General features: G+C 60.0%; 22 protein-coding genes. 20 read left to right on the top strand and 2 right to left on the bottom strand.

Going from position 1 to position 25161, the window contains the following annotated elements; all coding sequences use genetic code 11:
* Positions 1 to 40: 40 nt before the first annotated feature.
* Together EDF71_RS23340 and EDF71_RS23335 are read right to left on the bottom strand one after the other, a co-directional pair.
* Positions 41 to 457, bottom strand: coding sequence for a biopolymer transporter ExbD (locus tag EDF71_RS23340; RefSeq protein WP_133858925.1), 417 nt, complete (start codon positions 455 to 457; stop codon positions 41 to 43).
* 19 nt (positions 458 to 476) lie between these two features.
* Positions 477 to 1097 carry a MotA/TolQ/ExbB proton channel family protein gene (locus EDF71_RS23335; protein WP_133858924.1) on the bottom strand — a complete coding sequence of 207 codons (621 nt, stop codon included), beginning with the start codon at positions 1095 to 1097 and terminating at the stop codon, positions 477 to 479.
* Positions 1098 to 1391: 294 nt separating this feature from the next.
* Here EDF71_RS23335 and EDF71_RS25180 point away from each other — a divergent pair, with 294 nt between their 5' ends.
* The 20 genes from EDF71_RS25180 to EDF71_RS23245 all read left to right on the top strand — a co-directional run bounded on the left by EDF71_RS25180 (position 1392) and on the right by EDF71_RS23245 (position 24587).
* Positions 1392 to 1535 carry a hypothetical protein gene (locus EDF71_RS25180; RefSeq protein ID WP_166656629.1) on the top strand — a complete coding sequence of 48 codons (144 nt, stop codon included), beginning with the start codon at positions 1392 to 1394 and terminating at the stop codon, positions 1533 to 1535.
* Between the two features lie 177 nt (positions 1536 to 1712).
* Positions 1713 to 3068 carry an exodeoxyribonuclease VII large subunit gene (xseA, locus tag EDF71_RS23330; RefSeq protein WP_133858923.1) on the top strand — a complete coding sequence of 452 codons (1356 nt, stop codon included), beginning with the start codon at positions 1713 to 1715 and terminating at the stop codon, positions 3066 to 3068.
* 224 nt (positions 3069 to 3292) lie between these two features.
* Positions 3293 to 3874, top strand: coding sequence for a Fe-Mn family superoxide dismutase (locus EDF71_RS23325; RefSeq protein WP_133858922.1), 582 nt, complete (start codon positions 3293 to 3295; stop codon positions 3872 to 3874).
* A 230-nt stretch (positions 3875 to 4104) separates the two neighbouring features.
* Entirely contained in the window at positions 4105 to 6357 is a 2253-nt protein-coding gene (locus EDF71_RS23320; RefSeq protein ID WP_133858921.1) for a TonB-dependent receptor, read from the top strand.
* 30 nt (positions 6358 to 6387) lie between these two features.
* Positions 6388 to 6945, top strand: coding sequence for a sigma-70 family RNA polymerase sigma factor (locus EDF71_RS23315; RefSeq protein WP_243854424.1), 558 nt, complete (start codon positions 6388 to 6390; stop codon positions 6943 to 6945).
* A gap of 10 nt (positions 6946 to 6955) precedes the next feature.
* Positions 6956 to 7951: a FecR domain-containing protein gene (locus tag EDF71_RS23310; RefSeq protein ID WP_133858920.1), complete on the top strand. Its 996-nt coding sequence runs from the start codon at positions 6956 to 6958 to the stop codon at positions 7949 to 7951.
* 324 nt (positions 7952 to 8275) lie between these two features.
* Entirely contained in the window at positions 8276 to 10750 is a 2475-nt protein-coding gene (locus EDF71_RS23305; protein ID WP_243854423.1) for a TonB-dependent receptor, read from the top strand.
* A gap of 305 nt (positions 10751 to 11055) precedes the next feature.
* Positions 11056 to 11691, top strand: a complete 636-nt coding sequence (locus tag EDF71_RS23300; RefSeq protein ID WP_133858919.1) for a sigma-70 family RNA polymerase sigma factor — start codon at positions 11056 to 11058, stop codon at positions 11689 to 11691.
* Positions 11688 to 12764 (top strand): FecR domain-containing protein, encoded by a 1077-nt coding sequence (locus EDF71_RS23295; protein ID WP_133858918.1) that lies wholly within the window; start codon positions 11688 to 11690, stop codon positions 12762 to 12764. Before EDF71_RS23300 ends, EDF71_RS23295 begins: the two co-directional genes overlap by 4 nt.
* 308 nt (positions 12765 to 13072) lie before the next feature.
* Positions 13073 to 15496 (top strand): TonB-dependent receptor, encoded by a 2424-nt coding sequence (locus EDF71_RS23290; RefSeq protein ID WP_243854422.1) that lies wholly within the window; start codon positions 13073 to 13075, stop codon positions 15494 to 15496.
* 218 nt (positions 15497 to 15714) lie between these two features.
* Complete coding sequence (locus EDF71_RS25175; protein ID WP_166656628.1) at positions 15715 to 15888, top strand: hypothetical protein; 174 nt, start codon at positions 15715 to 15717, stop codon at positions 15886 to 15888.
* Between the two features lie 973 nt (positions 15889 to 16861).
* Positions 16862 to 17842, top strand: a complete 981-nt coding sequence (gene msrP, locus EDF71_RS23285; RefSeq protein WP_133858917.1) for a protein-methionine-sulfoxide reductase catalytic subunit MsrP — start codon at positions 16862 to 16864, stop codon at positions 17840 to 17842.
* Positions 17843 to 17851: 9 nt separating this feature from the next.
* A complete protein-coding gene (locus tag EDF71_RS23280; protein WP_133858916.1) occupies positions 17852 to 18490 on the top strand; it encodes a protein-methionine-sulfoxide reductase heme-binding subunit MsrQ in 639 nt (212 codons plus the stop codon).
* A gap of 115 nt (positions 18491 to 18605) precedes the next feature.
* Entirely contained in the window at positions 18606 to 19316 is a 711-nt protein-coding gene (locus EDF71_RS23275; protein WP_133858915.1) for a response regulator transcription factor, read from the top strand.
* Positions 19313 to 20797, top strand: a complete 1485-nt coding sequence (locus EDF71_RS23270; RefSeq protein WP_133858914.1) for a HAMP domain-containing sensor histidine kinase — start codon at positions 19313 to 19315, stop codon at positions 20795 to 20797. The genes EDF71_RS23275 and EDF71_RS23270 overlap by 4 nt, the downstream gene beginning before the upstream one ends.
* A gap of 457 nt (positions 20798 to 21254) precedes the next feature.
* Complete coding sequence (locus tag EDF71_RS23265; protein WP_166656627.1) at positions 21255 to 21752, top strand: hypothetical protein; 498 nt, start codon at positions 21255 to 21257, stop codon at positions 21750 to 21752.
* A 208-nt stretch (positions 21753 to 21960) separates the two neighbouring features.
* A complete protein-coding gene (locus tag EDF71_RS23260; RefSeq protein ID WP_133858912.1) occupies positions 21961 to 22392 on the top strand; it encodes a hypothetical protein in 432 nt (143 codons plus the stop codon).
* Positions 22393 to 22647: 255 nt separating this feature from the next.
* Positions 22648 to 22989, top strand: coding sequence for a hypothetical protein (locus EDF71_RS23255; RefSeq protein ID WP_133858911.1), 342 nt, complete (start codon positions 22648 to 22650; stop codon positions 22987 to 22989).
* Positions 22990 to 23423: 434 nt separating this feature from the next.
* On the top strand, positions 23424 to 23786 hold the full coding sequence (cdiI, locus tag EDF71_RS23250; protein WP_133858910.1) for a ribonuclease toxin immunity protein CdiI: 363 nt from the start codon (positions 23424 to 23426) through the stop codon (positions 23784 to 23786).
* Between the two features lie 294 nt (positions 23787 to 24080).
* Positions 24081 to 24587 (top strand): hypothetical protein, encoded by a 507-nt coding sequence (locus EDF71_RS23245; RefSeq protein ID WP_133858909.1) that lies wholly within the window; start codon positions 24081 to 24083, stop codon positions 24585 to 24587.
* The last annotated feature ends 574 nt before the right edge of the window (positions 24588 to 25161 follow it).

The following is a 25161-nucleotide window of genomic DNA, read 5'->3' as shown; positions in this document are numbered from 1 at the left end:
AGGCTGCATGCTAGCACTGCCCAGGCGCGGGGCCTGGGCTTTACTGTGCGGCCGTCTGGGTGGCGAAGGTGATCTGCTGCAGGCCCACGCGGCGGGCTGCTTCCATCACCGAGACCACCGACTGGTGCGGTGCCAGCGCGTCGGCGCTGATGATGATCACGCTGTCCTTGCCGGCAGTGGCGGCATTGCGCAGCGCCTCGGCCATGTCGGCCACGGTCTTGCCTTCCAGCGCGACCTTGCCCACGGCATAGCGGCCATCGGCAGCTACGGAGACGATGATTTCCTTGGGCCGGTCGCGCAGCTGCTCGGCATTGGCAGTTGGCAAGGTCAGCTGCAGCTCGGTGAATTTGCTGTAGGTGGTCGAGAGCATCAGGAAGATGAGCACGACCAGCAGCACATCAATGAACGGGATCAGGTTGATCTCGGGCTCAGTCGTGGTGCGGGGGCGAAAGTTCATGCTGGCTCCTGCCCGGCGATCAGCTGCGGCGCAGCTTGTTCAGGTGGCGCAGGAACTGCTCGGCCGACAGCTCCAGGGTGAGCAGATAGCCATCGACCCGGCTGCGGAAGTAGCGCCAGAAGATCAGCGCAGGGATGGCCACCATCAGGCCGAAGGCGGTGTTGTACAGCGCGATCGAGATGCCATGGGCCAGCATGCTGGGGTTGTTGCCACCACCGCTTTGCGAGCCAAAGATCTCAATCATGCCGATCACCGTGCCCAGCAGGCCCAGCAGAGGGGCTGCGGATGCGATGGTGGCGAGGGCGGTGAGGTATTTCTCGAGCTTTTGCGCTTCGCGGCGGCCGGTGCTCTCCAAGGTGGCGCGCAGGTCGGCTTCAGAGATGCGGGGCTCCAAGGTGATGGTGCGCAGGCCACTGGCCAGCACTTCACCCAGCGAGGAGTTCTGGCCGAGCTGGTTCACGACTTCGGCGCTGGGTACGCCATTGGCGGAGACGGAAATGGCTTCCTGGAGCAGGTTGGCCGGGGCGACTTTGGCAGCTTTCAGGGCCACAAAGCGTTCAACGATCAATGCCAGGGCCAGGATGGAGCAGGCAATCAAGGGCCAGATGGGCCAGCCTGCTGCTTGGATGATGGAAAACAAGATTCTCTCTCCGCTCTTTCTTTTTTCAGCGGCCATTATGGCCTAAGGCCACTGCCGATCCGCCTAAAATCGGCCTTGGCGCTGCGTCCAGCCCACAGTCCCCGGATGCCGGAATGGCCGAGTCATCCACAAAAAATGTGGATAACTTTGTGGGTAATGTGTCATCAGCCGGAAAAATTGCCCAATTTACGGGGTTTTTCTTAGATTGCTTAAAAAATAAGCTGATAAAAATATTGAAAAATCAAAAGCTTGTACGTAGGTTCAATATTTTGTGCTACAGAGTATGACGTATGCATGACGCTGTCACAGAGCCGCTTTCTTGTGGACTACTGGCTGTTTGGGGTGTGGGAAAAAGCGATTTTTGAGCCGCTGCGCGGCGTCTATGTCGTTGTTGTGACGGGAGAAAATAGCCCTGCGAGTGGTTGCTTTGGCAGCTAATTGGCAGCCCGCTCGATAGCGGATTGGCAGCATCTGGCGGCTGATGGCCAGCCCGCTGTGTCGCTGGTGCAAGTCCCAACCGCTACCATGTCTGCTGGATGCCGCGCTGCAGCGCAACCAACACCCACCTCTCCTGATTTCTGCCGCGCCGAGCCTGCCGCTCAGCCGGCCATTTTTATGGACACCACACACTACCCGCCCAGCACCGTTGCCAACGCCGCCCCCAGCCCCCGCATCTGGGAGGTGGGCGCGCTGTGCCGGGCGGTGGCCGATGCGCTGGCGGCGCGCTTCAACCCGGTGGAGGTGCGCGGGGAGCTCAGCGGTTTCTCGCGGGCGGCCAGCGGCCACTGCTACTTCAACCTCAAGGACGCCAATGGCCAGGTGCGTTGCGCGATGTTCCGCCGCTCCGCGCAGGCACTGGACTTCAATCCCCGCGATGGCGAGCTGGTCGAGGTGGTGGGCAAGCTGGGGGTCTATGAGCAGCGCGGTGATCTGCAGTTGATTGTCGAAGGCATGCGCCGGGCCGGGCAGGGGGCCTTGTTTGAGCAGTTCTTGCGCCTCAAGGCGCAGCTGGAATCCGAAGGCCTGTTTGACAGCGAGCGCAAGCGGCAGCTGCCTTTGATGCCGCGCGGCATCGGCATCGTTACCTCGCTGGGCGCAGCCGCACTGCACGATGTGGTGACCGCTTTGCGCCGCCGTGTGCCGCAGCTGCCGGTGGTGCTGGTCCCTGCTTTGGTTCAGGGCGCGCAGGCTGCGCCGTCGATGGTGGCGGCGCTGCAAAAGCTCTACCGCCTGGCGGAAGCACAGATCGCCTATGACGCTCGCCTGAGCATTGACGCGCCGGCCGTCGCCATCGACACCATCTTGCTGGTGCGTGGTGGTGGCTCGCTGGAAGACCTCTGGGCCTTCAACGATGAACAGCTGGCCCGCACCGTGGTGCAAAGCCCGGTGCCACTAGTGAGCGGGGTGGGGCATGAGACCGACTTCACGATCGCCGATTTCTGCGCCGACCTGCGCGCGCCCACGCCCACCGCTGCCGCCGAGCTGGTCTGCCAGCCGCGCGATGTCTGGCTGGGCGCACTGCAACTGGCGGAGCAGCGCCTGGTCGATGGCGTCGAGCGCCATCTGGACCGCCAGCAGCAGCGCCTGGACATGGCGGCACGCCAGATCGGCAGGCCATCCTCCTTGGTGCACGGCCAGCAGCAGATGCTGGACCGCCTCGGCCGTCGCCTGCAAAGCGCTGCGCAAAGCCAGTTGCATGGGCAGGACAAGCGCGTGCAGCACCTGGCCAGCGTGTTCCCGACGGTGGCCGCACGCCACCTGGAGCGCAGCGAACAGCGTCTGGCGCAGCTGCATGCGCGGCTGGAGCTGCTCAACCCGCGCCAGGTGCTGTCGCGGGGCTATGCCTTGCTGACCGACATGCAAGGCCAGGTGGTGAGCTCGGTAACGCAGGCGACACCGGGTAAGGCCATGCATGCCGAGCTGGCCGATGGCAGTGTCGATGTGGTGGCGACCCAGCGCTTGCTGGTCTGAGCAGTTGCGGCATGCCGGCGTGCGGGCAATCGATTGGCGGTGCATTCTGACGCCGTGCCGTCTGGCTCGCATGCTATCGTCGTCATAGTAAATTGGCTGAACCCGTATTCATAAACGGGTCGATTTTCCTTTTTACAATCGACCACTGAGGCTGCAGGCTGGCCGGTGTTTGGCAACACCGCCTGGCCCGGCTTTGAAACCATACCAACCACGAGGAAACCACGATGGAACGCACTCTGCCACCACTGCCCTATGCGATTGATGCGCTGGCCCCTGCTTACAGCCAGGAAACGCTGGAATACCACCACGGCAAGCACCACAAGGCCTACGTGGACAAGCTCAACGAGCTGCAAAAGGGCACCGAGTTCGAGAACCTGGAACTGGAAGCCGTGATCAAGAAGGCCTCCGGTGGTATCTACAACCAGGCTGCTCAAATCTGGAACCACACCTTCTTCTGGAACTGCATGACCCCCGGCGGCGGCGCTGAGCCAAGCGGCGCGCTGGCCGATGCCATCAACAAGAAGTGGGGCAGCTACGCCGAGTTCAAGAAGGCCTTCCAGGCTTCGGCCGTGGGCAACTTCGGTTCGGGCTGGACCTGGCTGGTCAAGAAGTCTGATGGCTCGGTGGACATCGTCAACACCGGCGCCGCTGGCACCCCGCTGACCACCGACGACAAGGCACTGCTGACCGTCGACGTCTGGGAACACGCTTACTACATTGACTACCGCAATGCCCGTCCCAAGTTTGTCGAAACCTTCTTCGACAAGCTGGTGAACTGGAAGTTTGCTGAAAGCAATTTCGCCTGATAGCGGTTGCCCGGCCTGGTTGCCGGGCATAGACAATCAGACAAGGCCGGATGGTGCACTGCACCGCATCCGGCCTTTTGCATTTGGGGGAGGGCAGCGCAACCGCGCCAAAGTTGTCACCTTCAGGCAACACTTGCCTCTGGCAAAGCCCCTGATTTGCGCCAGTTTGCCGGGGCGCTGAGGTGCATGATTGATAATCAGTCTCATTTGCTTCTTGGCTGGTTGTCTGTATGTTTTTTGCTTCCCGTTTTGCGCTCCAACCCGTGGCTGGCGCAGTCGCTCTGCTGGTGTCTTTTGCCGCAGCTCCCGTTCTGGCGCAAACCCAGGAGGACGCCGCTGACACAGCCCCCGCCACCGCCGCAGCGGCCCCAACTGCCAGCGGAGATACCGTCTTGCCGACGGTCACGGTCAACGCCAGTGCCGATGCATCGGCGCAGGGCCTGTCCAAGGCCTATGCTGGCGGCCAGGTGGCGCGCGGCGGCCGCGTGGGCATTCTGGGCACCGAAGACATCATGAACACGCCGTTCTCGACGACGGCCTACACCCAGGATCTGATTCGCGACCAGCAGGCCCGCAGCGTGGGCGATGTGCTGCAAAACGATGCCTCGGTGCGGGTGTCGCGCGGTTTTGGCAATTTCCAGGAATCGTATTTTGTGCGCGGCTTTGTGCTGGGCTCGGACAGCATTGCCTACAACGGCCTCTACGGCCTGTTGCCACGCCAGTACGTGTCGGCCGAGCTGTTTGAACGTGTGGAGCTGCTGCGCGGCGCCAGCGGTTTTTTGAATGGCGCCTCGCCCGCCGGTGACAGCATTGGCGGCGCCTTGAACCTGTTGCCCAAGCGTGCGTCGAACGAGCCGCTGACGCGGGTCAGCGTGGGCGGATCCAGCGGCGCGCAAGGCTATGCCGCAGCCGACATCAGCCGCCGCTTTGGCCCCGACCAGGCCACGGGCCTGCGCCTGAATGTGGCCAAGCGCAAGGGGGACACAGCCATTGATGGCGAAAAAGTGGATTTGAGCGTGGTGTCGCTGGGTATGGACTGGCGCTCACGCGACCTGCGCCTGTCGGCCGATGTGGGCTACCAAAGCCACAAGCTGACAGCACCACGCCCCAACGTGACCTTGAACGCAGCGGTCACCCAGGTGCCCAGCGCCCCAGACAACAGCAAGAGCTTTGCCCAGCCCTGGAGCTACTCGAACGAGCGCGACAGCTTTGGCTCGGTACGTGGCGAATACGACATCAACAGCCAAGTCACCGCCTGGGTGGCGGGCGGCGCGCGGTTCGGGCGCGAGCGCAATTCGCTGGCCAACCTGACCTTGAACAACGGCAGCACCGGCACGGGCACGCAAGCACGCTTTGACAATACCCGCGCCGATGACATCTACACCGGCGAGGTGGGCCTGCGCGGCAAGCTGACGACCGGCAGCATCGGTCACAGCCTGGTGTTGGCGGCATCGACCTTCTCGGACAAGCGAAAGAACGCCTTCTACTCGCAGCCAGCGGCCAGTGCCTTTGCCACCAACCTGTACAACCCGGTGTATGGTGTGGCACCCCCGCTGGGCACCAGCTCGAATGACCTGGACGACCCGGCTGTGCAGGCCCGCATCAAGCTGTCGAGCCTGGCGCTGTCGGACACGCTGTCGATGTTCGACGAGCGCCTGCTGCTCACCCTGGGCGTGCGCCACCAGACCATCGAGACGCAGACCTTTGCCTACAACACCGGCATTGCCGCGCCCAAGGTGGACAAGAGCCGCACCAGCCCGATGGTTGCCGTCGTGTTCAAGCCGGCAGAGCGGGTATCGGTCTATGCCAACTACATCGAAGGACTGACCCCCGGCGAGATTGCACCGGCGCTGTCGTCGGGCCTGCCGGTGGCCAATGCCGGCGCGGCGCTGGCACCCTATGTCTCCAAGCAAAAGGAAGTGGGCCTGAAGTGGGACGGTGGCGATATCGGCGCCGGCCTGGCCTGGTTCACCACCGACAAGCCACGCGTCTTCCGCAATTCCATCTCGGGCGTTTATGGCCCTGAAGGCATGGACCGCCACCGTGGCCTGGAGCTGAATGTGTTTGGCCAGGTCACGCGCGGCCTGCGTGTGCTGGGCGGTGTCACCTGGCTGGATGCCAAGCAACTGGCCGATGGCAACAACCCCAATGCCGGCAAGCGCGTGATTGGCGTGCCCCGCCAGCAAGGCAATCTGGGCCTGGAATGGGATGTGCCGGGAGTACGCGGCCTGACCCTGGATGGCCGCGCCGTGGCCACCGGCAGCAGCTATTCCAATGCGACCAATACCTTGCAAGTGGCAGGCTGGACCCGCTTTGACCTGGGCGCCCGCTACCTGACCGAAATCGATGGCCGCCTGGTGACCCTGCGTGCCCGCGTGGAAAACGCAGCCAACCGCAACTTCTGGGCCTCGGTCGGTTCCACCGGCTACCTGGTGCTGTCCAACCCGCGCACCTTCACGGTCAGCGCCAGTGTGGATTTCTAAGCGCTGACAGCCGGACTGCGGTGTGCGACCATGACTGCGACCAGCCCCGTGCCCCTCAGCCCCGCAGCGGCCATGCCGGATATGGCCGCGCTGTATGTGGCGCACCATGGCTGGCTGCAAGCCTGGCTGCGCCGCCGGCTGGGTGATGCCCACCAGGCGGCGGACCTGGCGCAAGACACCTTTGTACGTCTGCTGAGCCCCGCTGCGGGCAGCAGCGATGCCAGCGCCGCTGCGCAACCGGCCGCTGCACTGCGCGCGCCACGGGCCTACCTGGCCACCGTGGCCAAGCATGTGCTGGTCAACCACCTGCGCCGGCAGTCGCTGGAGCAGGCCTATCTGCAGGCCTTGGCGGTCTTGCCCGAGCCCGAGGCCATTTCGCCCGAACAGCAACTGGTCATCCTGCAAGCCTTGCAGGCGGTGGATGCGATGCTCGATGCGCTGCCGGCCAAGGTGCGGGCGGTGTTTATCCTCTCGCAGATCGAAGGCCTGACCTACGTCGAGATTGCCGAGGCGCTGGGCATAGGCCTGCGCTCGGTCAAGCGCTATATGGCCCAGGCCATGGCCGAATGCATTCTGTTGGCGGACTGAGGCGCTGGCCATGACCGCCTGGAGCTCCTCACCCGCGCCTGCGGCCGCGCCCATCATCACCCGCGAAGTGGCCATGCAGGCTGCCGAGTGGTTTGTGCGCCTGCAAGAAGAGGCCGGCAGCGCCGATGCCCAGGCCGCGCTGGCGCGCTGGCGGGCGCAGTCGACTGCGCATGAGCGCGCCTGGCAGCGGGCGATGGCGGTCAGCCTGCAGGCGGGCTCCATCCCGGCATCGCTGGGGGCACCGGCGCTATCGCGGCCCCAGCGCCGTGCCAGCCGTCGCGATACGGTGCGTGCGCTGGCGTTGCTGATCACTGCAGTGCCCACGGGCTGGCTGGCCTGGCGCATGGCGCCGGTGCAGCAGTGGACGGCCAGCCACGCCACCGCCACCGGCGAATGGCGCAGCTGGACCCTGGCCGATGGCAGCCGCATGGTGCTGGACACCGCCAGCGCAGCCGATGTGCAGTTTGATGCGCAGCAGCGCCGCATCCATCTGCGTGCCGGCGCGCTGTATGTGGAGACTGCGCCAGACCCCCAGGCCAGCGCAAGGCCCTTTCTGGTGAGCACCGAGCAGGGCGAGATACGCGCACTGGGCACGCGCTTCAGCGTGCGCTGTGGCGACGGCTATACCGATGTGGCCGTGCAGCAGGATGCGGTGGAGGTCCGTGTGCGTGGTGGCGCTGAACCCCTGCGCCTGCAGGCCGGCCAGCAGCTGCGCTTTGGCAGCAGCGAAGCGGGCCCGGTGCAAACCGCGCAGGCGGGGGCCAGCCAGTGGGCGCAAGGCGTGCTGGCGGCCGACAACATGCGCCTGGATGCCTTTTTGGCCGAGCTGGGCCGCTACCGCAAAGGCTGGCTGCGCTGCGACCCGCAAGTGGCGGCGCTGCGCATCTCGGGCGCGTTCCAGCTGGCCGATACCGATGCGGTGCTGGCCAATCTGGCCCATCTGCTGCCGGTGCAGATCAGCGCCCGAACCCCTTACTGGATCACGGTGCTGCCCTTGCCGCACTGAGCTATACACAGCACTTCACGAACCCTCTGCAAAACTCCCTGCCGGTGTCTGAACGCGGGCTCGGGCGATCCGCTGCGTTGTCTTCCTTGTCAATAGCTCGCTATTGACTACAAAAGACGCCTTGCGCCTCATCCCGATCCGCGCCCATCCCGCTTGGCGAGGGTTCTGCAGAGGATCCTTGAAAAATTTTCTGCCAAGTTGGCCCCTTTGGGCGCGGTCGGCTGTCCTGCATAGAGACAGCAAATTCATACCGATCCAACTGCAGGAAGCCTTATGCCAACCCTTTCTTATCGTCCTCATGCCGCCCCAACCGGTGTGCAGCCCATGCCATCTATGCTGGCCCGCTCAGTGCAGGCCGCCATCCTTACCATGGGCGTTGGCGCCCTGCTGGGCCTGGCCCTGCCGGTCCATGCCCAAACCGCCGAGCAGGCTCCTGCACAGGCGGGCGCAGCCCAAACCCTGCAGGTGCCGGCTGGGCCGCTGCCTGCGGCGCTGGTCGCTTTTGCATCGCAGACCGGCGTCAGCGTCAGCGGCACGCCCGAGCTGGTCAGCGCCGCGCAATCGCCCGGCGTGCACGGCGCTTTGCCGGTGGCCCAGGCGCTGCAGCTGCTGCTGGCCGGCACGGGGCTGGAGGCCGTGCCTGCGGGCGACCGCTCCTATGTGCTGCGCAAGCGCGTAGCGGCCAGCCCGGCCCCGATGGCGGGCGAGATGCAGTTGGCGCCGGTGGTGGTGCAGGCCCAGGCCGACCGGGTGGCCGCCTCGGAGCACACGGGCTCGTACACCGTGGCGGCATCCAGCACCGCGACGCGCATGGGCCTGTCCTTGCGCGAGACGCCGCAGTCGGTGACGGTGATCACCCGCCAGCAGATGGACGACCAGGGCCTGAGCAACCTGCCCGAGATTCTGGACAAGGTGACCGGTATCACGGTGGGCCGCAATGACAGCGAGCGCGCCACCTTCTACTCGCGCGGCTTTGCGGTGGAGAACTTCCAGTTCGACGGCATGCCCAACACCATGAACTCCGCCAACCAATACACCACATCGCTGGCGGACAGCGCCATCTACGACCGGGTGGAAGTGGTCAAGGGCGCTACCGGTTTACTGACCGGCGCGGGCAACCCGGGCGCGGTCGTCAACCTGGTGCGCAAGAGGCCTACCAAGGAGTTCCAGGCCTCGCTGGAAGGCGGCGTGGGCTCCTGGAGCAAGCAGCGCGGCGTGGCCGATGTCTCGGGCCCCTTGAATGCGGATGGCAGTGTGCGTGCCCGTATGGTGGCCGCTGCGCAGAATGCCGATTCGCATGTCGATTACTACAGCCGCGATACCCGCAACTTCTACGGAATCGTCGAGGCCGACCTGGCGCCGCGCACCACGGCTGCGCTGGGCATTGACTACATGCAGACCCGCGCCGATGGCGCTACCTATGGCCATCTGCCGCTGTTCTTCTCGGATGGCACGCAGACGCATTTCCCGACCTCGCTCAACCCTGCTGCGCGCTGGTCTTACTGGAACAATGACAGCAGCAACCTGTTTGCCGATCTGAAGCATGTGTTTGACAACGGCTGGAAGCTGGAGCTGGCTGGCAGCCACCTGCGCCAGAGCCGCGATGTGAAGGTGGGCGTGGCCGCCTATGGTTCGTTGGACAAGGAGACGGGGCTGGGCTTGAACATGCTGTCGGCCAAGATTCCGACGACCTCGACCACCGATTCGCTCAATGCCGTGCTGTCGGGCCCCTTCGAGCTGCTGGGCCGCAGCCATGAGCTGACTTTGGGGGCAGGCTGGTCGCGCGAGCGCCGTGGTGCGCCTGGCTATTCCACCGGCTACGATCCGGTGGGCAACTACTATGCATGGCAGGGCAATGCACCCGAGCCTCAAATGGATCTGGAAAGTGACCGCGATACGCGTGTGACAGAAAAAGGAGCCTTTGGCGCGCTGCGTCTGCGGCCCACGGATGTGCTGTCGGTGATCCTGGGTGCGCGGGTGAGCTGGTACCGCCTGGTCGATGGCGAGACCGATCTGGCAAGCAGTGTCTACACCCTCAACGACAAGCTCAAGGTGAACCACAAGGTCATCCCCTATGCCGGCCTGGTGTATGACTTCAACAAGCAGTGGTCGGTCTATGCAAGCTACACCGATATCTTCAACCCGCAGACCTACTACAAGGATGCGGGTGGTGCGCCGCTGCCACCGCTTACCGGCAAGAGCAAGGAAATCGGCATCAAGGGCGCGCTGCTGGACGGTAAGCTCAATACCTCGATCGCGCTGTTCCAGAGCCAGCAGGACAACTCGGCCCAGTATGTGGATTCCAACCCTGCCACCGGCGAAGAAATCTATATCGCCGCCAAGGGGGTGAAGAGCAAGGGCGTGGAGATGGAAGTCTCCGGCCAGGTCACCCCCGCCTGGAATGTGTATGCGGGCTATACCTACCGCGAATCCACCCTGGGCTACCAACCCGATGTGATCCTGAGCGCCGTCAACACCAACCAGCCCAAGCACCTGGTCAAGCTCAGCACCAGCTACCGCCTGCCGGGCCAGTGGAACCCCGTGACCGTGGGCGGATCGCTGAGCTGGCAAAGCGAAACCTACTACCAGCAAGCGGGTGACACACAGTGGCGTGCGACCCAGCCGGCCTACACCTTGCTGGGCCTGATGGCCCGCTGGGATGTGGATTCGCACCTGTCGGTGGCGCTGAACCTGAGCAATGTGCTGAACAAGACCTATATGCCGGGCATGGGCTCGTACGGCACGGGCGTGTATGGGGATCCGCGCAGCTATTACCTCTCCGCACGCTACAAGTTCTAAAGACGGGTGGGCCCAGCGAGCCCTGCAGGTGCGAGGTTGAAAAGCGCGCATTTTGATGGGAATGAGAATTCTTCTCAGTACAATGCATCCGCGCTTTGCCACGGCATCGCGCGTTCCGGCAGGCGTATTCGAAAGGGTACGCCTGCGCCGCTTTCCCAACCTGCTGCGCGCTGGGCTATGTCTGGCGCTGCTGGCCTGTCCGCTCACTGTGTTCCTGCCTGCCATGCCCCACTCTTTGATCTGCGATGTGTCTGCTGCCAGCGGCTGCAGCGTGGGCGAGTGTGCATGGGCCTACGTGGTGCCGTATGCGGCCTGATTGGTTGCCCCATGGCGAGGCGGGTGCGCCGGAGCCGGCCGGCGGGCACCTGGCGAGCCTCTACCAGCGCTGGCGCACACCGGTGATGCGCATGCTGCGGCGCCATTTTGGCAATGCAGCCGATGTGGAGGATGCCACCCAGGAAGTGTTTGCACGGGTGGCCGCCACCGGCAAGGTGCTGCAGCCCGACGAAGAGCAGCCCTATTTGCGAAAGACGCTGCAAAGCGTGGCCGCACGCGATTGGCAGCACAGTGCGCAGGCCCAGGGGCTGGAGCTGGTATCGGGCGACGAACACCCGCAGGCGCTGGAGGCGCAGTTGTACAGCAGTGCCGAGGAGGTCAACCAGCAGGCGGCCCAGCAGCAGCGGCTGCGCCGTTTGCACCAAGCCATCCAGGAGCTGCCCGAACGCCAGCGCCAGGCCTTTGTGCTGCACCGGGTCGAAGGCCATACCGTGCAGCAGACGGCCGAGCAGATGGGCATCTCGCTGCGCATGGTGGTCAAACACCTGGCGCGTGCCGTCGCCTATTGCGAGACCCGCGTGCAATTTGCCAGTGCCGAGCAGATGCAGCAGCTGCAAGCCCAGCAACTGGCGCTGAGCGCTGCCGATGAGGAGCCACCCGTATGAGCGCAACGCAGACCTCCCGATCGCTGCAGAGCCTGACGCCCGCGCAGTTGCTGGCGCTGAACCATGCCGCCGGTGACTGGCATGTGCGCCGCATGCAGCCTGACTGGACCGGCGCCGATGAAAGGGCCTTGAACGCCTGGCTGGCCGAGGATGTGCTGCATGCGCAGGCCTTGGCGCGCCTGGCCCAGACTTGGCAGGATGCGCAGGCGCTGCAGCAGATGTTTCCAGCTTCTTATGCCGCAGGCCAGACTGCGGTGCCGGACGCGAAGGCCAAGCCGGCTGCGTCCGCGCGCCCTGCGAGGCAAGCCACTGCGCAGGGCGCCAGCCTGGGCTGGCGCTGGGGCTGGCCGGCCCAGGCCTTGCTGGCGTCCCTGCTGCTGTTGGTGATCGCCGGCATGGGCTGGCAGCACTGGTGCAACACGGCCTACTACAGCCTGGAGGCGGCGACCGGTACCGGCGAGCTGCGCGATCTGGCCTTGCCCGATGGCAGCCAGGTGGCGCTGAACGCCAACAGCCGCCTGCAGGTGCATTACTACCCCTACCGGCGCGAGACGGTGCTGGACAAGGGCGAGGCCTTTTTCAAAGTGGCGCCCGATGCGAACAAGCCCTTTACGGTGACCAGCGGGCACAGCGAGGTCCGCGTGGTGGGCACGGCTTTCAATGTGCGGGCTGCGCAGCCGGAGATGCTGGTCCAGGTGCAAGAGGGGCGGGTGGCGCTGCGCTCCACGCTGCCGGGCAGCCCGCAGCCGGTGCTGCTGACGGCGGGCATGGCCATGGCGCTGGAGCCCGCCAGCGGTCATTACCGTCAGTTGAAGGTTAAGCCCGACGAGGTGGCCGAATGGCGCACCGGCCAGGTGTATTTTCAGCGCCGGCCGCTGGCACAGGTGGCCCAGGAGCTGGCCCGTTACCTCGATGCTCCTGTCGAGGTGGAGGATCCCGCGATCCGCGCCATCCCCATCTCGGGCCTGCTGGCCTTGGCCGATCCGGAGCGCTTTTTGCTCGCCTTGCCCAGCGTGGCCGAGGTGCGGGTGCAGCGCTTGCCCGACGGGGGCTGGCGCATTCGCCGACAATAAAAACAATTTGTTTCATTTGCCAAGGTTCCATGTTTTGCGCCTTTTGTGCTTCTTCATAAGGTGGGCGCCAGAGATCTGAGCGCTGCACGGGCTGCCAGCCACGGATCCAAGCCTTCCGCTTTGTTATTCCCAGCCAATGGCCGCAAACCACAGCGGCGCCTGGTGCAAGCGCCCGTTCCAAGCCTGTCCACTCGAGCCTGGAGCGGGAAAGCTGCCCGGGCAGGGCTGTTGTCATTGATGCAGGAATACACAGGAGTGCGAGAGTCATGGGATGCGAGATGTTGTTGGGGGAAGAGTGCGGGTGCCCGTTGAAGAAGGCGGTAGGCGGGAACGCACAGGCCCCGGTGCTGCGGCCACGATTGCTGGCCGCGCTGGTAGCGGCTGCGATGGCGGGCGTCAGCGTGCTACCCGCCGCTGCCCAGGCGCAAGCCGCTGCGCAGACGGCGCGCCAGAGTTTCAATCTGCCGGCCCAGCCGCTGATTGAGGGGCTCAAGGCCTTTGGCCGGCAAACCCAGCAGCAGGTGCTGTTTGACGATGCGCTGGTGCAGAGCTTGCGGGCAGCGGCCGTCAGCGGCAACCTGACGGCGCCAGAGGCGCTGGCGCGCATGCTGACAGGCACGGGCTTGACAGCAGTGAGCACGCAGCCAGGCACCTTCACCTTGCGGCGCATGCCCACAGCGCCCCAGTCGATGACCCTGGAAACCGTGACGGTGACCGCCGATGCGCTGCAGGATGGCCGCACCGAAGACACCGGCAGCTACACGCAGCGCGGGCCCAGCGCCACAGCCACCGGCCTGGCACTGACTCTGCGCCAGACGCCGCAGTCCGTCAGCGTGATGACACGCCAGCGCATGGATGACTTCAAGCTGCAGACCTTGACCGATGTGATGGAGCAGACCCCCGGCGTGACGGTGGACCGCCAGGGCGATGGCAACAACATCATGGTGCGGGGCGACAACGTCAACCTGCAGATCGATGGCCTGCGCCAGATGGCCAGCGGCTGGTATGCCAACACCCAGATGCTCTACACCATGGATGACATGGCCGAGATCGACCGCATCGAGGTGCTCAAGGGCTCATCTGGCCTGAGCAATGGCGATGGCAAGTACGGCGCGACGGTGAACATGATCCGCAAGCGCCCGACGCAGGAGTTCCGCGCCAGTGTGGGCGCCGGTGTGGGCAGCTGGGACAACTACCGCGCCGATGTGGATGTGGGTGGCCCGCTCAATGACCGTGGCAGCCTGCGCGGCCGCCTGGTGGCAGCGGCATCGGATGGCCATGACTTCCGTGACAACGTCAAGCGCAGCAACCAGACCTTGTACGGCACCCTGGACCTGGACCTGAGCCGCGACAGCTTGCTCAATATTGGCTTTGTGCACCGCCACCGCGAATACTATGGCGCGGGCAGCACGAGCATGATCCAGGCCTACGCCGCCAATGGCGACTTCCTGGGCCTGCAGCCGCGCTCCTTCAACATCGGCGCGCCCTGGTCGGGTTATGAGCAGGACACCGATACCTTGTTTGCCAGCCTGGAGCACCGTTTTGACAACGGCTGGACGGCCAAGCTGCGTGCCAGCACGGAAAAAACCAAGATGCCCTATGGCGAGACCGGCTCCTGGTTTACGGCATCGCCCCAGGTGGTGGACCTGAGCCGCGCCGAGGACCATGCCAACCGCAACCGCAGCATTGCGGCCGATCTGCGTGGCCCCTTCGAGCTGCTGGGCCGCAGCAATGAGCTGATGCTGGGCGCCGATACCGCCCGAACCAGCTCGGACACCTACTCGGCCAACAAGCGCTTCACCAATCTGGGCCTAGACTACAGCGATGGCGGCAGCGCGATTGTGCGGCCCGATGACATCGTGAACTATCCCGTCGACAACCACAGCTATTTCAGCTCCAAGCGCAGCTCGGTCTACGGCGCGGTGCGCCTGAATGTGGCCGATCCGGTCAAAGTGATTGGCGGCGCCCGCATCACCAATTACGAGCAGTACGACCTGACGCCGTACGCCTACTCGAACTACGACTTCAAGAAGAACAATGTCGTCACCCCTTACCTGGGGCTGGTGGTGGATGTGCATGAGCAGGTCTCGCTCTACGGCAGCTATGCCAGCATCTTCAAGCCGCAAAGCGCGCTGGATGCCAGCGGCAAGACCCTGGACCCGGAAGAGGGCCAGACCTATGAAATTGGCGCCAAGGGCGAGTTTCTGGACAAGCGCCTGAACGCCAGCCTGGCCTACTTCTGGATGAAGACCGACAACGTGGCCGACGCCACGGGCGAAACCATGCCCGATGGCACAGCGATCTACCGCTCGGTCTCCGGTGTCAGCAAGCGCGGCTATGAGCTGGAGCTATCGGGCGAACTGGCCCCCGGATGGCAGGCCCAGGGCAGCTATGTGCTCAACAGCACCAGCCTGAGCAACAGCAACTACCTGCCCCGCAACCAGCTCAAGCTGGGCAGCACCTACCGCATGGGTGGCGCGCTCAGCGGACTCACCATCGGTGCGGCCACCCGCTGGCAAAGCAAGACCTCCGCCGGCCCCTTGCTGCAGCCCGCCTTCTGGGTGCTGGATCTGATGGCGCGCTACCAGGTCAACCAAAAGCTCAGCGTCAACTTGAATATCCGCAATGCGCTGGACAAAAGCTACTTTGCCGGCATGCGCGATTTTGGCCGGGTGCAGTACACCTGGGGCGCACCGCGCAGTGTGACGGCGAGTGTGCGTTACGACTTCTGATCTGGGCGCGGGGAGGAGCACCTGGGGCTGGGATACCTATGGCATCAGGTCTGGTGCCCGGGCGCTGATGTCTTGGCAGCGGTCTAAACCGTTTCTAAACGCAACGCTTCTACCCTCCCAGTCCAAGGTTTGAGCGGTAAACGATTGTTCCTTCCGACGGATTTAATGTTGGCCAGGTTGAGCAGTGCATCAGCGTCTGGCCCGACAACGGAACCCTGATGATCGCAGTGCAGGGCGAGGTGGCCATCAACGGCATGGGCATGTGGGCTGTGCAGCAGCGATATTGGCGTTTTCCAATATTGGCTGCTGATTTGATTATTTTATATATCGAATCATTATTGATATCGAGTGTATTGCAACTTTCAACAAATCATCTCTGCATTGCAATTTGAATATCACTACTATTCAATCCTCCTTGTCAGGAGTTCTTGAGTGCCTTTGATTTTTAGGAGGTGAATTATGTTGATTCAATCAGCCACTGTTGCAATCGTATTGCTGGCAGCTCCATGGGTGAACGCAAAAAGCGAGCCTGTAAACCCCTTAAACCCCGGTCAGATCCTTCAGCACGCGGTGACCTGTGTGGACGCCACGCAGGGGACTGCCGATGGGAAGCCATCCAATCCCATGTGCGCAGATGAAGATTGCGCTCACCCAGGCATTGTCATCCGGAAAGAGGGGGATGGCATAGCGATCGCGAAGGTGTGTGATCCCGAGTCCGACTCTCAGGACAGCCAACCGGCCGTTCCCTTGCAAAGCGATCCAGATCGGGTGACCGGCTTTGGTGGAGGGCCAGATCAACTCCCGAGTGAGCGCGTATTTTTTGGATATGACCGATGGGCCTGGTCCTGCATTTCAATCAATGGAAAACCATGCCCGCCCCATCTGCATGGAGCGAAGTCCTTGATCAGGCTGGCTTAGTAATAAGTTATTATTCTCAAGCCTGTGATTATTAATATGTGAAATATTATTGTTTGCTGCAAATAATATTTAATGTGTTTGTAGCAAACAAATTTTGTGATGCATTGCTGCAGTGTGTGTGGACTTGATTTGGGCCTGGTCCGGGGCTACCAAGGCACTGCGCAAGCTCGGCCCCATGGCTGCCTCAGGTGCTCTGCAGGTGCATACTACGCAACAGTCGACAGTCTGGGTCGGGGGCCCACTTGTCATTGATCCTTCTGCACACTCGGCAGCAGACGCCGACGTAGCCGCCGGGCCAGGTCATCCGCATGTATTTATAACTTTTTGTTTAACAAATACTGAGCAGCGCTTGAAATCTTTGCGCTGCAGATGGTGTCTATTAGAGGTAACCGAGGCAGGCCCGCTGGCCTGCCTCATCTGCATCTACCGACTTCAGGAGCGATACCCATGCTGATACGTACCAACAATTCGGGCTTTGACCACGGCAGCAGCAGCGACATCACGCCTCAGCACCTGTATTTGAGCCGCCGCGACCTTCTCAAATTCGGCGCGGCTGGCGGCACGGCGCTGGCCGCAGGGGGTGCCTGGGCGCAAGCGGCCAAGTCCGATGGCACGCAGCCGATCAGCACGGTTCGCTCGACGGTGCCGGGCGCGATATCGATGGAGACGCCCACCTCCTTCCAGGATGCCAGCACCTACAACAACTACTACGAGTTCGGCCTCGACAAAAGCGACCCGGCGCGCTATGCCCACACCTTGCAGACAAGGCCCTGGACGGTGCGGGTCGAAGGCCTGGTCAACAAACCCAAGACCTTTGATATTGAAGAGCTGCTCAAGCTCAGCGCCCAGGAAGAACGCATTTACCGGCTGCGCTGTGTTGAAGGCTGGTCGATGGTGATCCCCTGGGTGGGCTACTCGCTGTCCAAATTGCTGGCCCAGGTGGAGCCACAAGGCAGCGCCAAGTATGTGGAGTTTGTGACCCTGGCCGACCGCAAGATGATGCCTGGCCTGAACAGCGGCGTGCTCGACTGGCCCTATACCGAAGGCCTGCGCATGGACGAGGCCATGCACCCGCTGAGCCTGTTGGCCTTTGGCATGTACGGCAAGACCTTGACCCCACAAAACGGTGCACCGGTGCGCTTGGTGCTGCCTTGGAAATACGGCTTCAAAAGTGCCAAGAGCATTGTGACCATCCGCGTGGTGGAGAAGCAGCCCGGCACCGCCTGGAACAAGGCGGCGCGCAATGAGTACGGCTTTTACTCCAACGTGAACCCCGATGTGCCGCACCCGCGCTGGAGTCAGGCGACCGAACGCCGCATCGGTGAAGGTGGCTTGTTTGCCAAGCGCCACAAAACTTTGCTGTTCAACGGCTACGAAGCCCAGGTGGGCCAGCTCTACGCCGGCATGGATCTGCGCAAGAACTACTGATCGTTGCCCATGCCCACATCCGCGCGTTTTTCTGCCAAGTCGGTGCAGCGTGTGCTGCTGCACCTGTTGTGCCTGGTGCCCGCCGCTTGGCTGTTTTACCTGGCTGCCTCTGATGGCCTGGGCGCCAACCCGGCCGAGGCGCTGCTGCGCTCGCTGGGTGACTGGGCCATCCGCTTTATCTGCTTTGCGCTGGCCGTTACGCCCTTGCGTCAATGGCTGCGCTGGAACGGGCTCGCAGCCTATCGCCGCATGCTGGGCCTCTATGCTTTCTTCTATGCCAGCCTGCACTGGCTGGCCTATGTGGTGTTCGACATGGGTGTGGACTGGTCCGCGATCGTCGACGACCTGATCAAGCGCCCCTTCATCCTTGTCGGTACCTTGGCCTGGCTGATCCTGCTGGCGCTGGCCATTACTTCGGTGCCCAAGCTCATCCGGCGGATGGGCGGCAAGCGCTGGCAGATGCTGCACCGCACGGTGTATGGCGCAGCTGCCTTGGCCGTGCTGCACTTTTGGTGGATGCGTTCCGGCAAGAACAACTTTGCCGAGGTCTGGTTGTACGGGCTTATCCTGGCCGGCTTGCTGGCGGCGCGCTGGGTGTTCCAGAAGCACAAGCAGATGCAGGCGGCGGCCAAGGCCGCCCGCGCTTGACCAGCGACAGTCCGCTTAACGCTTTCTTCGCAGTGGCGGCCTGCAGGCACGGTGGCCTGGCTTGCAGCCGGCTGTCGATGCCAGCAGGCCATCACTCGTACCGCACAATGACAGCATGAATCCCAGCAAACGTATCTTGATCGTGGAAGACGATGCCCCCATCGCGGAGCTGCTGCAACTGCATCTGCGCGATGAAGGCTATGAGGTGGTGCACATGGCCGATGGCGATGCGGGCATGCAGGCCTTGGAGCGGGGCGGTTGGGATGCCTTGGTGCTGGATTTGATGCTGCCCGGGGTGGACGGCCTGGAGATCTGCCGGCGCGCCCGCGCAATGGCCTATTACGTGCCGATCATCATCACCAGTGCTCGCTCCAGCGAGATGCACCGCATCCTGGGGCTGGAGCTGGGTGCGGATGATTACCTGGCCAAGCCGTTCTCGGTGCTGGAGCTGGTAGCCCGCGTACGCGCGCTGCTGCGCCGCAGCCAGGCCTTGGCGCAAAACGCCCGGCTGGATGCAGGTGTGCTGGTGCTCGGCAATCTGGAGATTGATCCCATATCGCGCGAAGTGAAGGTGGATGGCGCCCAGGTGGAGCTGACCCCGCGCGAGTTTGACCTGCTGCATTTTTTTGTGCGCAACCCCGGCAAGGTGTTCTCCCGGTTTGACCTGCTGAACCAGGTCTGGGGCTACCGCCATGATGGCTATGAGCACACGGTCAACACCCATATCAATCGCCTCCGAACCAAGATCGAAGCGGATCCTGGCAGCCCCAAACGCATCCTGACAGTATGGGGCCATGGCTACAAATGGGCGGAGGAGACGCCATGAAGCTTGCATCCACCACCTTGGCCCAGCGCCTGACCTTGGTCTTTGTGCTGCTGCTATTGGCCTGCAGTGCGGCCACGGTCTGGCTGCAGATGCGGGTATCCGACCAGCGCGAGCAAGAGGTGGTGCAGCGCCTGTCGCAGGATCTGGCTGCACGCATTGCCCGCTACCCGGAGCTGATGCGTGCCGATGGCCTGAACGCTGGCGCCAGCCGCGAGCTGTTTGGCAAGCTGATGCAGGTCAACCCGAGTGTGGAGGTCTACCTGCTGGACGACAGCGGCGCCATCCAGGCCTACGATGCGCCGCAAGAAAAGATACTGCGCCAAAAGGTCGATCTGGAGCCCCTGCAGCGCCTGTTCAGCGGCGCTGCGCTGCCGGTATTGGGGGATGACCCCCGCAGCATGACGGAGCGCAAGGTGTTCAGCGCAGCGCCCTTGATGCAGGGTGGCGAGCGGTCAGGCTATGTGTACGTGATCCTGCAAGGCCAGGGCCGTGACAGCCTCGCCGCCCGTGTGAGCAGTGATGGCGCGCTCCGCACCTTGCTCTGGTCGCTGCTGGTCGTGGTCGTGCTGGGGGCGGTCGCTGCAGCGGTGGCCTTTGGCATGATCACCCGGCCGCTGCGGCGCCTGACAGCAGCCGTGCAGGAGCTGCAAACCGATGGCCTGGCCGACCTGCCCCAAGCCCAGGCCAAGCTGCAGCAGGCTGCGCACGGCGGCGCCGATATCGCCGTGCTCAGCCAGGCCTTTGCACAGCTGGCGCAGCGCACCTGGGAGCAGTGGCAGAAGCTGCGCACCCAAGACCAGCAGCGGCGCGAGCTCTTCGCCAATATCTCCCACGACCTGCGCACGCCTTTGACCTCCTTGCATGGCTATCTGGAAACCTTGCAGCTCAAGGCCGATGTGCTGTCGCCCGACGAACGCCGCCGCTACTTGGGCATTGCACTGGACCAAAGCCGCAAGGTCGGTGACCTTGCGCAAAAACTGTTTGAGCTGGCGCGGCTGGAATACGGCGTGGTCAAGCCCGAGCCCGAGCGCTTCTTTCTGCCCGATCTGCTGCAGGACGTGTTCCAGAAGTTTGAGCTTGCCGCCGAGGCCAAGGCGCAGCGCCTGCACGCCGTGATCGACCCAGATCTGCCTCCTGTCACCGCCGACCTCGGCATGCTGGAACGCGTCCTGGTCAACCTGATCGACAACGCCATCCGCGCCACGCCGCAAGGCGGGGATATTCAGGTAGAGCTGCGAGCCGCAGAGCAGGACCGCATCAGCGTGACGGTGCAGGACAATGGCCCAGGCATCCCGCCCGCGCTGCGCGACAGCCTGTTCGAACGCCCCACCTTGAGCCGCATGCACAGCCGCAGCGATGGGCGGTCTGGTGGCTTGGGCTTGATGATCGTGCACCGCATTCTGCAGCTGCATGACAGCTCGATTGAGCTGTTGAGCGGGGTGGGGGATGTGGGCGCGCGGTTTAGGTTCTATTTGCGATAGACGCGCATTGACTGGACACTTTCACAAGCGCAGGGCCAACCCCATTTGGCCTGCCAACATTGTCTTTGCTGCAGGCAGGGGCGAACACTTCTTTTAGACACTTCTTGTCTCAGCTCTCAAAAGCGTTAGGCAACGGCTGTTGACTCTGCGTTACTTGCGTGAACGCTTGCCTCAACCCATAAGGCCGTCGTTGCGCAAATCCCCAAAATTTCCCGATTGATACGGATGCGCAGCGACATCCACTTGCGCAGTAGCAATGAGCAGAGCGGTAATTCCTGGTGCATTCGGTTGTAATTTAGAGACGAACTTTCAGCATGAATCAATGCGTGCAACAAAAGGTGACATCTGAAGCTAAGATGATTAGGATTGTCAATACGTAGATTGATTGGGGAGAAGAGCTTAAATTTTTTTGAGCAATTCCAAGTGTATGGGTAAAAAATTATTAAAGTTCTCTTCAGTGGATGAAGTTCGAAGAGTTATATCGTTAGATTATTGTGATGGTTTTGTAGAAAACTCCATTGCACATTTTATGAACTCTTCAGGCTTGGAAGAGCGCAAGGCATGCTTGGATCTTTTTCTACTGCACAAAAGTATTAATATTCGTTCAATGGGTCTGCGATTGGTGAAGCGCACTATTCGGGATGCTAGTTTGCTGGAATACGTTATCTTCCTTGCGTTTAATGTTGAGCAGTATAGTGCACTTGAAAATTGGTATAAGGCGTTTTTAGCACGATACTCTATATCCTCATTTGGCAGATTGCTTTGTCTCGAAATGTTGCGTAGACAAGATGTGGATTTTTCGGTAAAAAATATTCGTGCACTCGAAATGTACCGAGCGTCTAATAAGAAAATAAAAATGAAGACTCTCGATCGTGTTAAGAGGTGCTTTAATACCGTACATTTGAGTGTCAATATGAGCCGAATCGCTCCTGCATTTACAGATACCCTTGAGTAGGTGGTATGTCGCCATGTGCAAATGATGCCCAGAGCATGGCGTGCATCTGTCGCAGAAAGTGATTTGGTGCAATTCCCTTCTTTGCCTCCTGCAGTAAAAAATTTTCGCACTGTGTTGGCATGAGTAGGAATCGGCTGTTGTTGCATTTTCAGGTGTCCTGCTGAATTACCTCTAGCTGGTGGCAAGAGTCGATATTTTTGGATACGATATGAATAAATTGACTTTGTTCTTAGATCCCATCGTGGAGGTAAAGATAATCGATGGTATTTTATTTTCCAATGTCGGAATTATAAGGTGCTGGATTGACGGTGAGGCCTTGGATGATTTGGTTGATTTTTCGGGGTCGCTGATGTATTTTGAAGAGTTGGAGGCTAGCAAGTTAGCATCAGGTAGATATTTGATATTTACTTGCGCCTGCGGCATCGCAGAGGATGGCGGTTGGGATGGCGTAATTGTTAACCACACAGCGGATGTGGTTGAGTGGGAAATAGATGCTGGATCGAAAACCTATTTTTATGAATTTGATAAGAATCAATATTTTGATCAGATTGCACTTCTGAAAAAATCCATAAATTTATCTCTTTTGCCGATGGAGCCAAATAATGTTATTTTTCCACTGCATTTTCACAGATGCATGTGACAACGGCGGTCGGGCGCCTATAAGTTAAAGTTGGCGGCCTGATGCCTTAAAGCTGCAACGGATAATGAGTTCTCTCAGTGAAGAGGTACCAATGGGCAACTTGTACTATCGCAAGAGGATCCGATTGCGATGAGCGCACCACCAATTTGCAGGGTGGACTGTTCGATGAGTACTTTGGCCTTGACTGAAGTATTCAAGCAAAGTTTGGTTTAAGAGTGATTGAGTAAACACCGCATTCCCAATTTTGGGTAAATAATGAAGTCTAGAAAAAAGATTGCATACTTGGTCAGCTTGCTGAAAGTATTTGATGTCAACTTTGTTAATGAAGAAGATTACGCGAAAATAAGCGGATTGAATGTGAATGGCGAAGTGGATGTTCGCAAAGCCATCCATGCTCTAATGATTCCTGAGTTTGCATATTATTCGCCTGTAGCCCAAAAACGGATGCTGGGGAGTTTGCGGGCCTACTTGTCAGATGATGTTGAAGATTTTTCAGAACTGTTCGATCGAATAGAATTGATTTTTGATGAATATCTTCTGGATCGGCGTAGATTTATGTCGATCATTCAGGATGAATGGGCGCAGCTTGATAATTAAAGCTTATTTGCTGAAGTATGTCCGGATCGCGCGATAGCGAAAAAATTTAATGCCTAAGATCTTCGGTCATTAGTCGAGTTGCTGAGTGGCTGAGGCGTTGAGCTCGACTGTGTGTAGACAGCTTTACGTACTTGGCCGATGCGCTCCTAGGCGGAACTTCATACTTTTAGCTAACGCCAAAAATCGTGGAAAAGGGGTTGAGCAAAGCGCGGCGCCTCAGGGTTAGACATGGTTGAGGTTCGGCAATTATTGAAATTACTTGCGCTACAACACTTCTTAACTTGGAGACGTCAAGCAGCTGCGCGGGGCCAGTCTTTAGCACCGCTGAAAAGAGCTTGGTCAGGAGCTGCTCCAAATGGCTTGTGTCATATGGTCTATCTGGATGATGCTGGAGTCGTGTGCGCATTTTTCCCCAATTTTTAATTGAGGTAATAATGGATTTTCCAATTGTTCTTTGTAATGATTTTTTCCCGGCTCAAGCATTTTTCAATTCGATGAAGGATCGAGATTTTATTTCGACACTGGAGGAGTTTGCGAAAGGAATTGGTAGAGGATTTGATGACGCCGTTTGCGAGTTCCCAGGCGAACTTGTATCAGAAGACCAACCTTTTAAGGGCGTTAAGTTCTACCTTTTCGAGGATGAGGTAGTTTTAAGCAAATTGGATTTTCTAAGAGTCCTTGAAGAAGCTTGCCTAATTTATATCGCCAGGCATCCAGGCGATAGAATTCGTATTGAAGAGCTCCTTGGTTTGATTGAGGTAAGGAATGATATCTTTAATGATACAGGCGGAAAATAGTTTGAGCGTGATTAAAATTATTTGACATATTAATTGGCTACGAATACAGGCAATGCTTGGCCCTCCATAGTTGATTGAAATGGCGTAACTAGATATGCAACATCTCATCATGCTTATTCAATTGAAAGTGCTCAGGCCAAAATGGAGGAGCTTGATACTTGCGTTTGGGAGGCTTCCTAACACTCGCTACACAATAGTCTAGGGTTGCATGCGGAAGGAGGTTTAGTCCAATCAACGGTGCAACTGTGGAGTAACGCAATTTCTCGCAGCAGGAAAACTGATCTTCGTAAATAAATGAATATAGATTCCTTAATTTTTAAAATCGCTGAGGCAAATTGGTTCTCGGCAGTTGGTGCCTTTGGATGCAAAAAAGGCATGCAATCGATTACGAGTCTTGCGGCATGGGATAGTGATATATTTTCTGGCAATTTAAATACAAGTGACGCAATAATTGCAGCTCAAATGGATTGGTTGCCATCAAGCAAAGATCAAGTTGACCCATTTTACGGAAATTTACTTATTGAAAAATGGGGTGAGGTGAAACTTAATTTTGAAAATAACATTATGGAGATTTACAGAAAAACACTGCATTCATTAAGGATGGCAAATAATTCAAAGCTAACTTCCGGGCCGCACAATTATTTTGAAGTAGCCAAAGGATCTGCTCTTTATTGCTCCAGAATGGCCGCGATTGAGATTGCAATTGATCATCCTTCGATTTGGAATGAATTAATTAATTTGTACATTGAAGGGTACTGGCCTTGCGGGCTACTACCCAATGGGGATGTTGTCGTGTATTAATGCCGATTCTTAAGTGAAAGTGAGTTGCACCAGGGATGCGGAAAAACTTGAACTACAAGAAGATCTCTCTGCCTACGGGTAGTACAAACTCCTCAGGAGTACAGAGATGAACCGCTTGACCGTTGCAGGAGTGTGGCTTGTCCATTAGCCAAAGGTGCAGTCAGCCTGGTCGATAAAGGGCTGGCAACCGCAGGCAACGAAGCAGCCAAAGGTCGTTTGCAGGCGATGGCGCTTGCTAGGGAGCTGCGAAAGGCAGAGCCAGCATTTGCTGCGAAGACGGCGATCCCTTAGCCGACACCGGTGGTGAAGCAGGTGAGCAATACTACGCCTGCGTTGGTGAAGTAGACATCCAAGATCACGGCATTGGAGGGGGCGTAGTCGGCGGCAAAGACGGTTATTGCGGAATCTAGTGTTGCAAACAGGGGGCTGCTTGCTCAAAGCGATGATGTTGCGCTCGACATGTGTGGCCGCAACATATCTGAATCACACCGGTTTTGGTGGAGGCTAGTTAGTTGAAGTACAGGTGTCAGCCTGCACAGTTTGGGCAACGTGCCGCCAGTAGTTTGCCTCAGCT

This window comes from Comamonas sp. JUb58 (genome assembly GCF_004364775.1).
Lineage (GTDB): Bacteria > Pseudomonadota > Gammaproteobacteria > Burkholderiales > Burkholderiaceae_C > Comamonas.
This window is presented reverse-complemented; position numbering and strand designations above follow the sequence as displayed.

Coding starts and splice junctions, on each gene's coding strand:
- EDF71_RS23340 (WP_133858925.1), bottom strand. CDS start 457: ATGAACTTTCGCCCCCGCACCACGACTGAGCCCGAGATCAACCTGATC.
- EDF71_RS25180 (WP_166656629.1), top strand. CDS start 1,392: ATGACGCTGTCACAGAGCCGCTTTCTTGTGGACTACTGGCTGTTTGGG.
- xseA (WP_133858923.1), top strand. CDS start 1,713: ATGGACACCACACACTACCCGCCCAGCACCGTTGCCAACGCCGCCCCC.
- EDF71_RS23325 (WP_133858922.1), top strand. CDS start 3,293: ATGGAACGCACTCTGCCACCACTGCCCTATGCGATTGATGCGCTGGCC.
- EDF71_RS23320 (WP_133858921.1), top strand. CDS start 4,105: ATGTTTTTTGCTTCCCGTTTTGCGCTCCAACCCGTGGCTGGCGCAGTC.
- EDF71_RS23315 (WP_243854424.1), top strand. CDS start 6,388: ATGACTGCGACCAGCCCCGTGCCCCTCAGCCCCGCAGCGGCCATGCCG.
- EDF71_RS23310 (WP_133858920.1), top strand. CDS start 6,956: ATGACCGCCTGGAGCTCCTCACCCGCGCCTGCGGCCGCGCCCATCATC.
- EDF71_RS23305 (WP_243854423.1), top strand. CDS start 8,276: ATGCCATCTATGCTGGCCCGCTCAGTGCAGGCCGCCATCCTTACCATG.
- EDF71_RS23300 (WP_133858919.1), top strand. CDS start 11,056: ATGCGGCCTGATTGGTTGCCCCATGGCGAGGCGGGTGCGCCGGAGCCG.
- EDF71_RS23295 (WP_133858918.1), top strand. CDS start 11,688: ATGAGCGCAACGCAGACCTCCCGATCGCTGCAGAGCCTGACGCCCGCG.
- EDF71_RS25175 (WP_166656628.1), top strand. CDS start 15,715: ATGATCGCAGTGCAGGGCGAGGTGGCCATCAACGGCATGGGCATGTGG.
- msrP (WP_133858917.1), top strand. CDS start 16,862: ATGCTGATACGTACCAACAATTCGGGCTTTGACCACGGCAGCAGCAGC.
- EDF71_RS23280 (WP_133858916.1), top strand. CDS start 17,852: ATGCCCACATCCGCGCGTTTTTCTGCCAAGTCGGTGCAGCGTGTGCTG.
- EDF71_RS23275 (WP_133858915.1), top strand. CDS start 18,606: ATGAATCCCAGCAAACGTATCTTGATCGTGGAAGACGATGCCCCCATC.
- EDF71_RS23270 (WP_133858914.1), top strand. CDS start 19,313: ATGAAGCTTGCATCCACCACCTTGGCCCAGCGCCTGACCTTGGTCTTT.
- EDF71_RS23260 (WP_133858912.1), top strand. CDS start 21,961: ATGAATAAATTGACTTTGTTCTTAGATCCCATCGTGGAGGTAAAGATA.
- EDF71_RS23255 (WP_133858911.1), top strand. CDS start 22,648: ATGAAGTCTAGAAAAAAGATTGCATACTTGGTCAGCTTGCTGAAAGTA.
- cdiI (WP_133858910.1), top strand. CDS start 23,424: ATGGATTTTCCAATTGTTCTTTGTAATGATTTTTTCCCGGCTCAAGCA.
- EDF71_RS23245 (WP_133858909.1), top strand. CDS start 24,081: ATGAATATAGATTCCTTAATTTTTAAAATCGCTGAGGCAAATTGGTTC.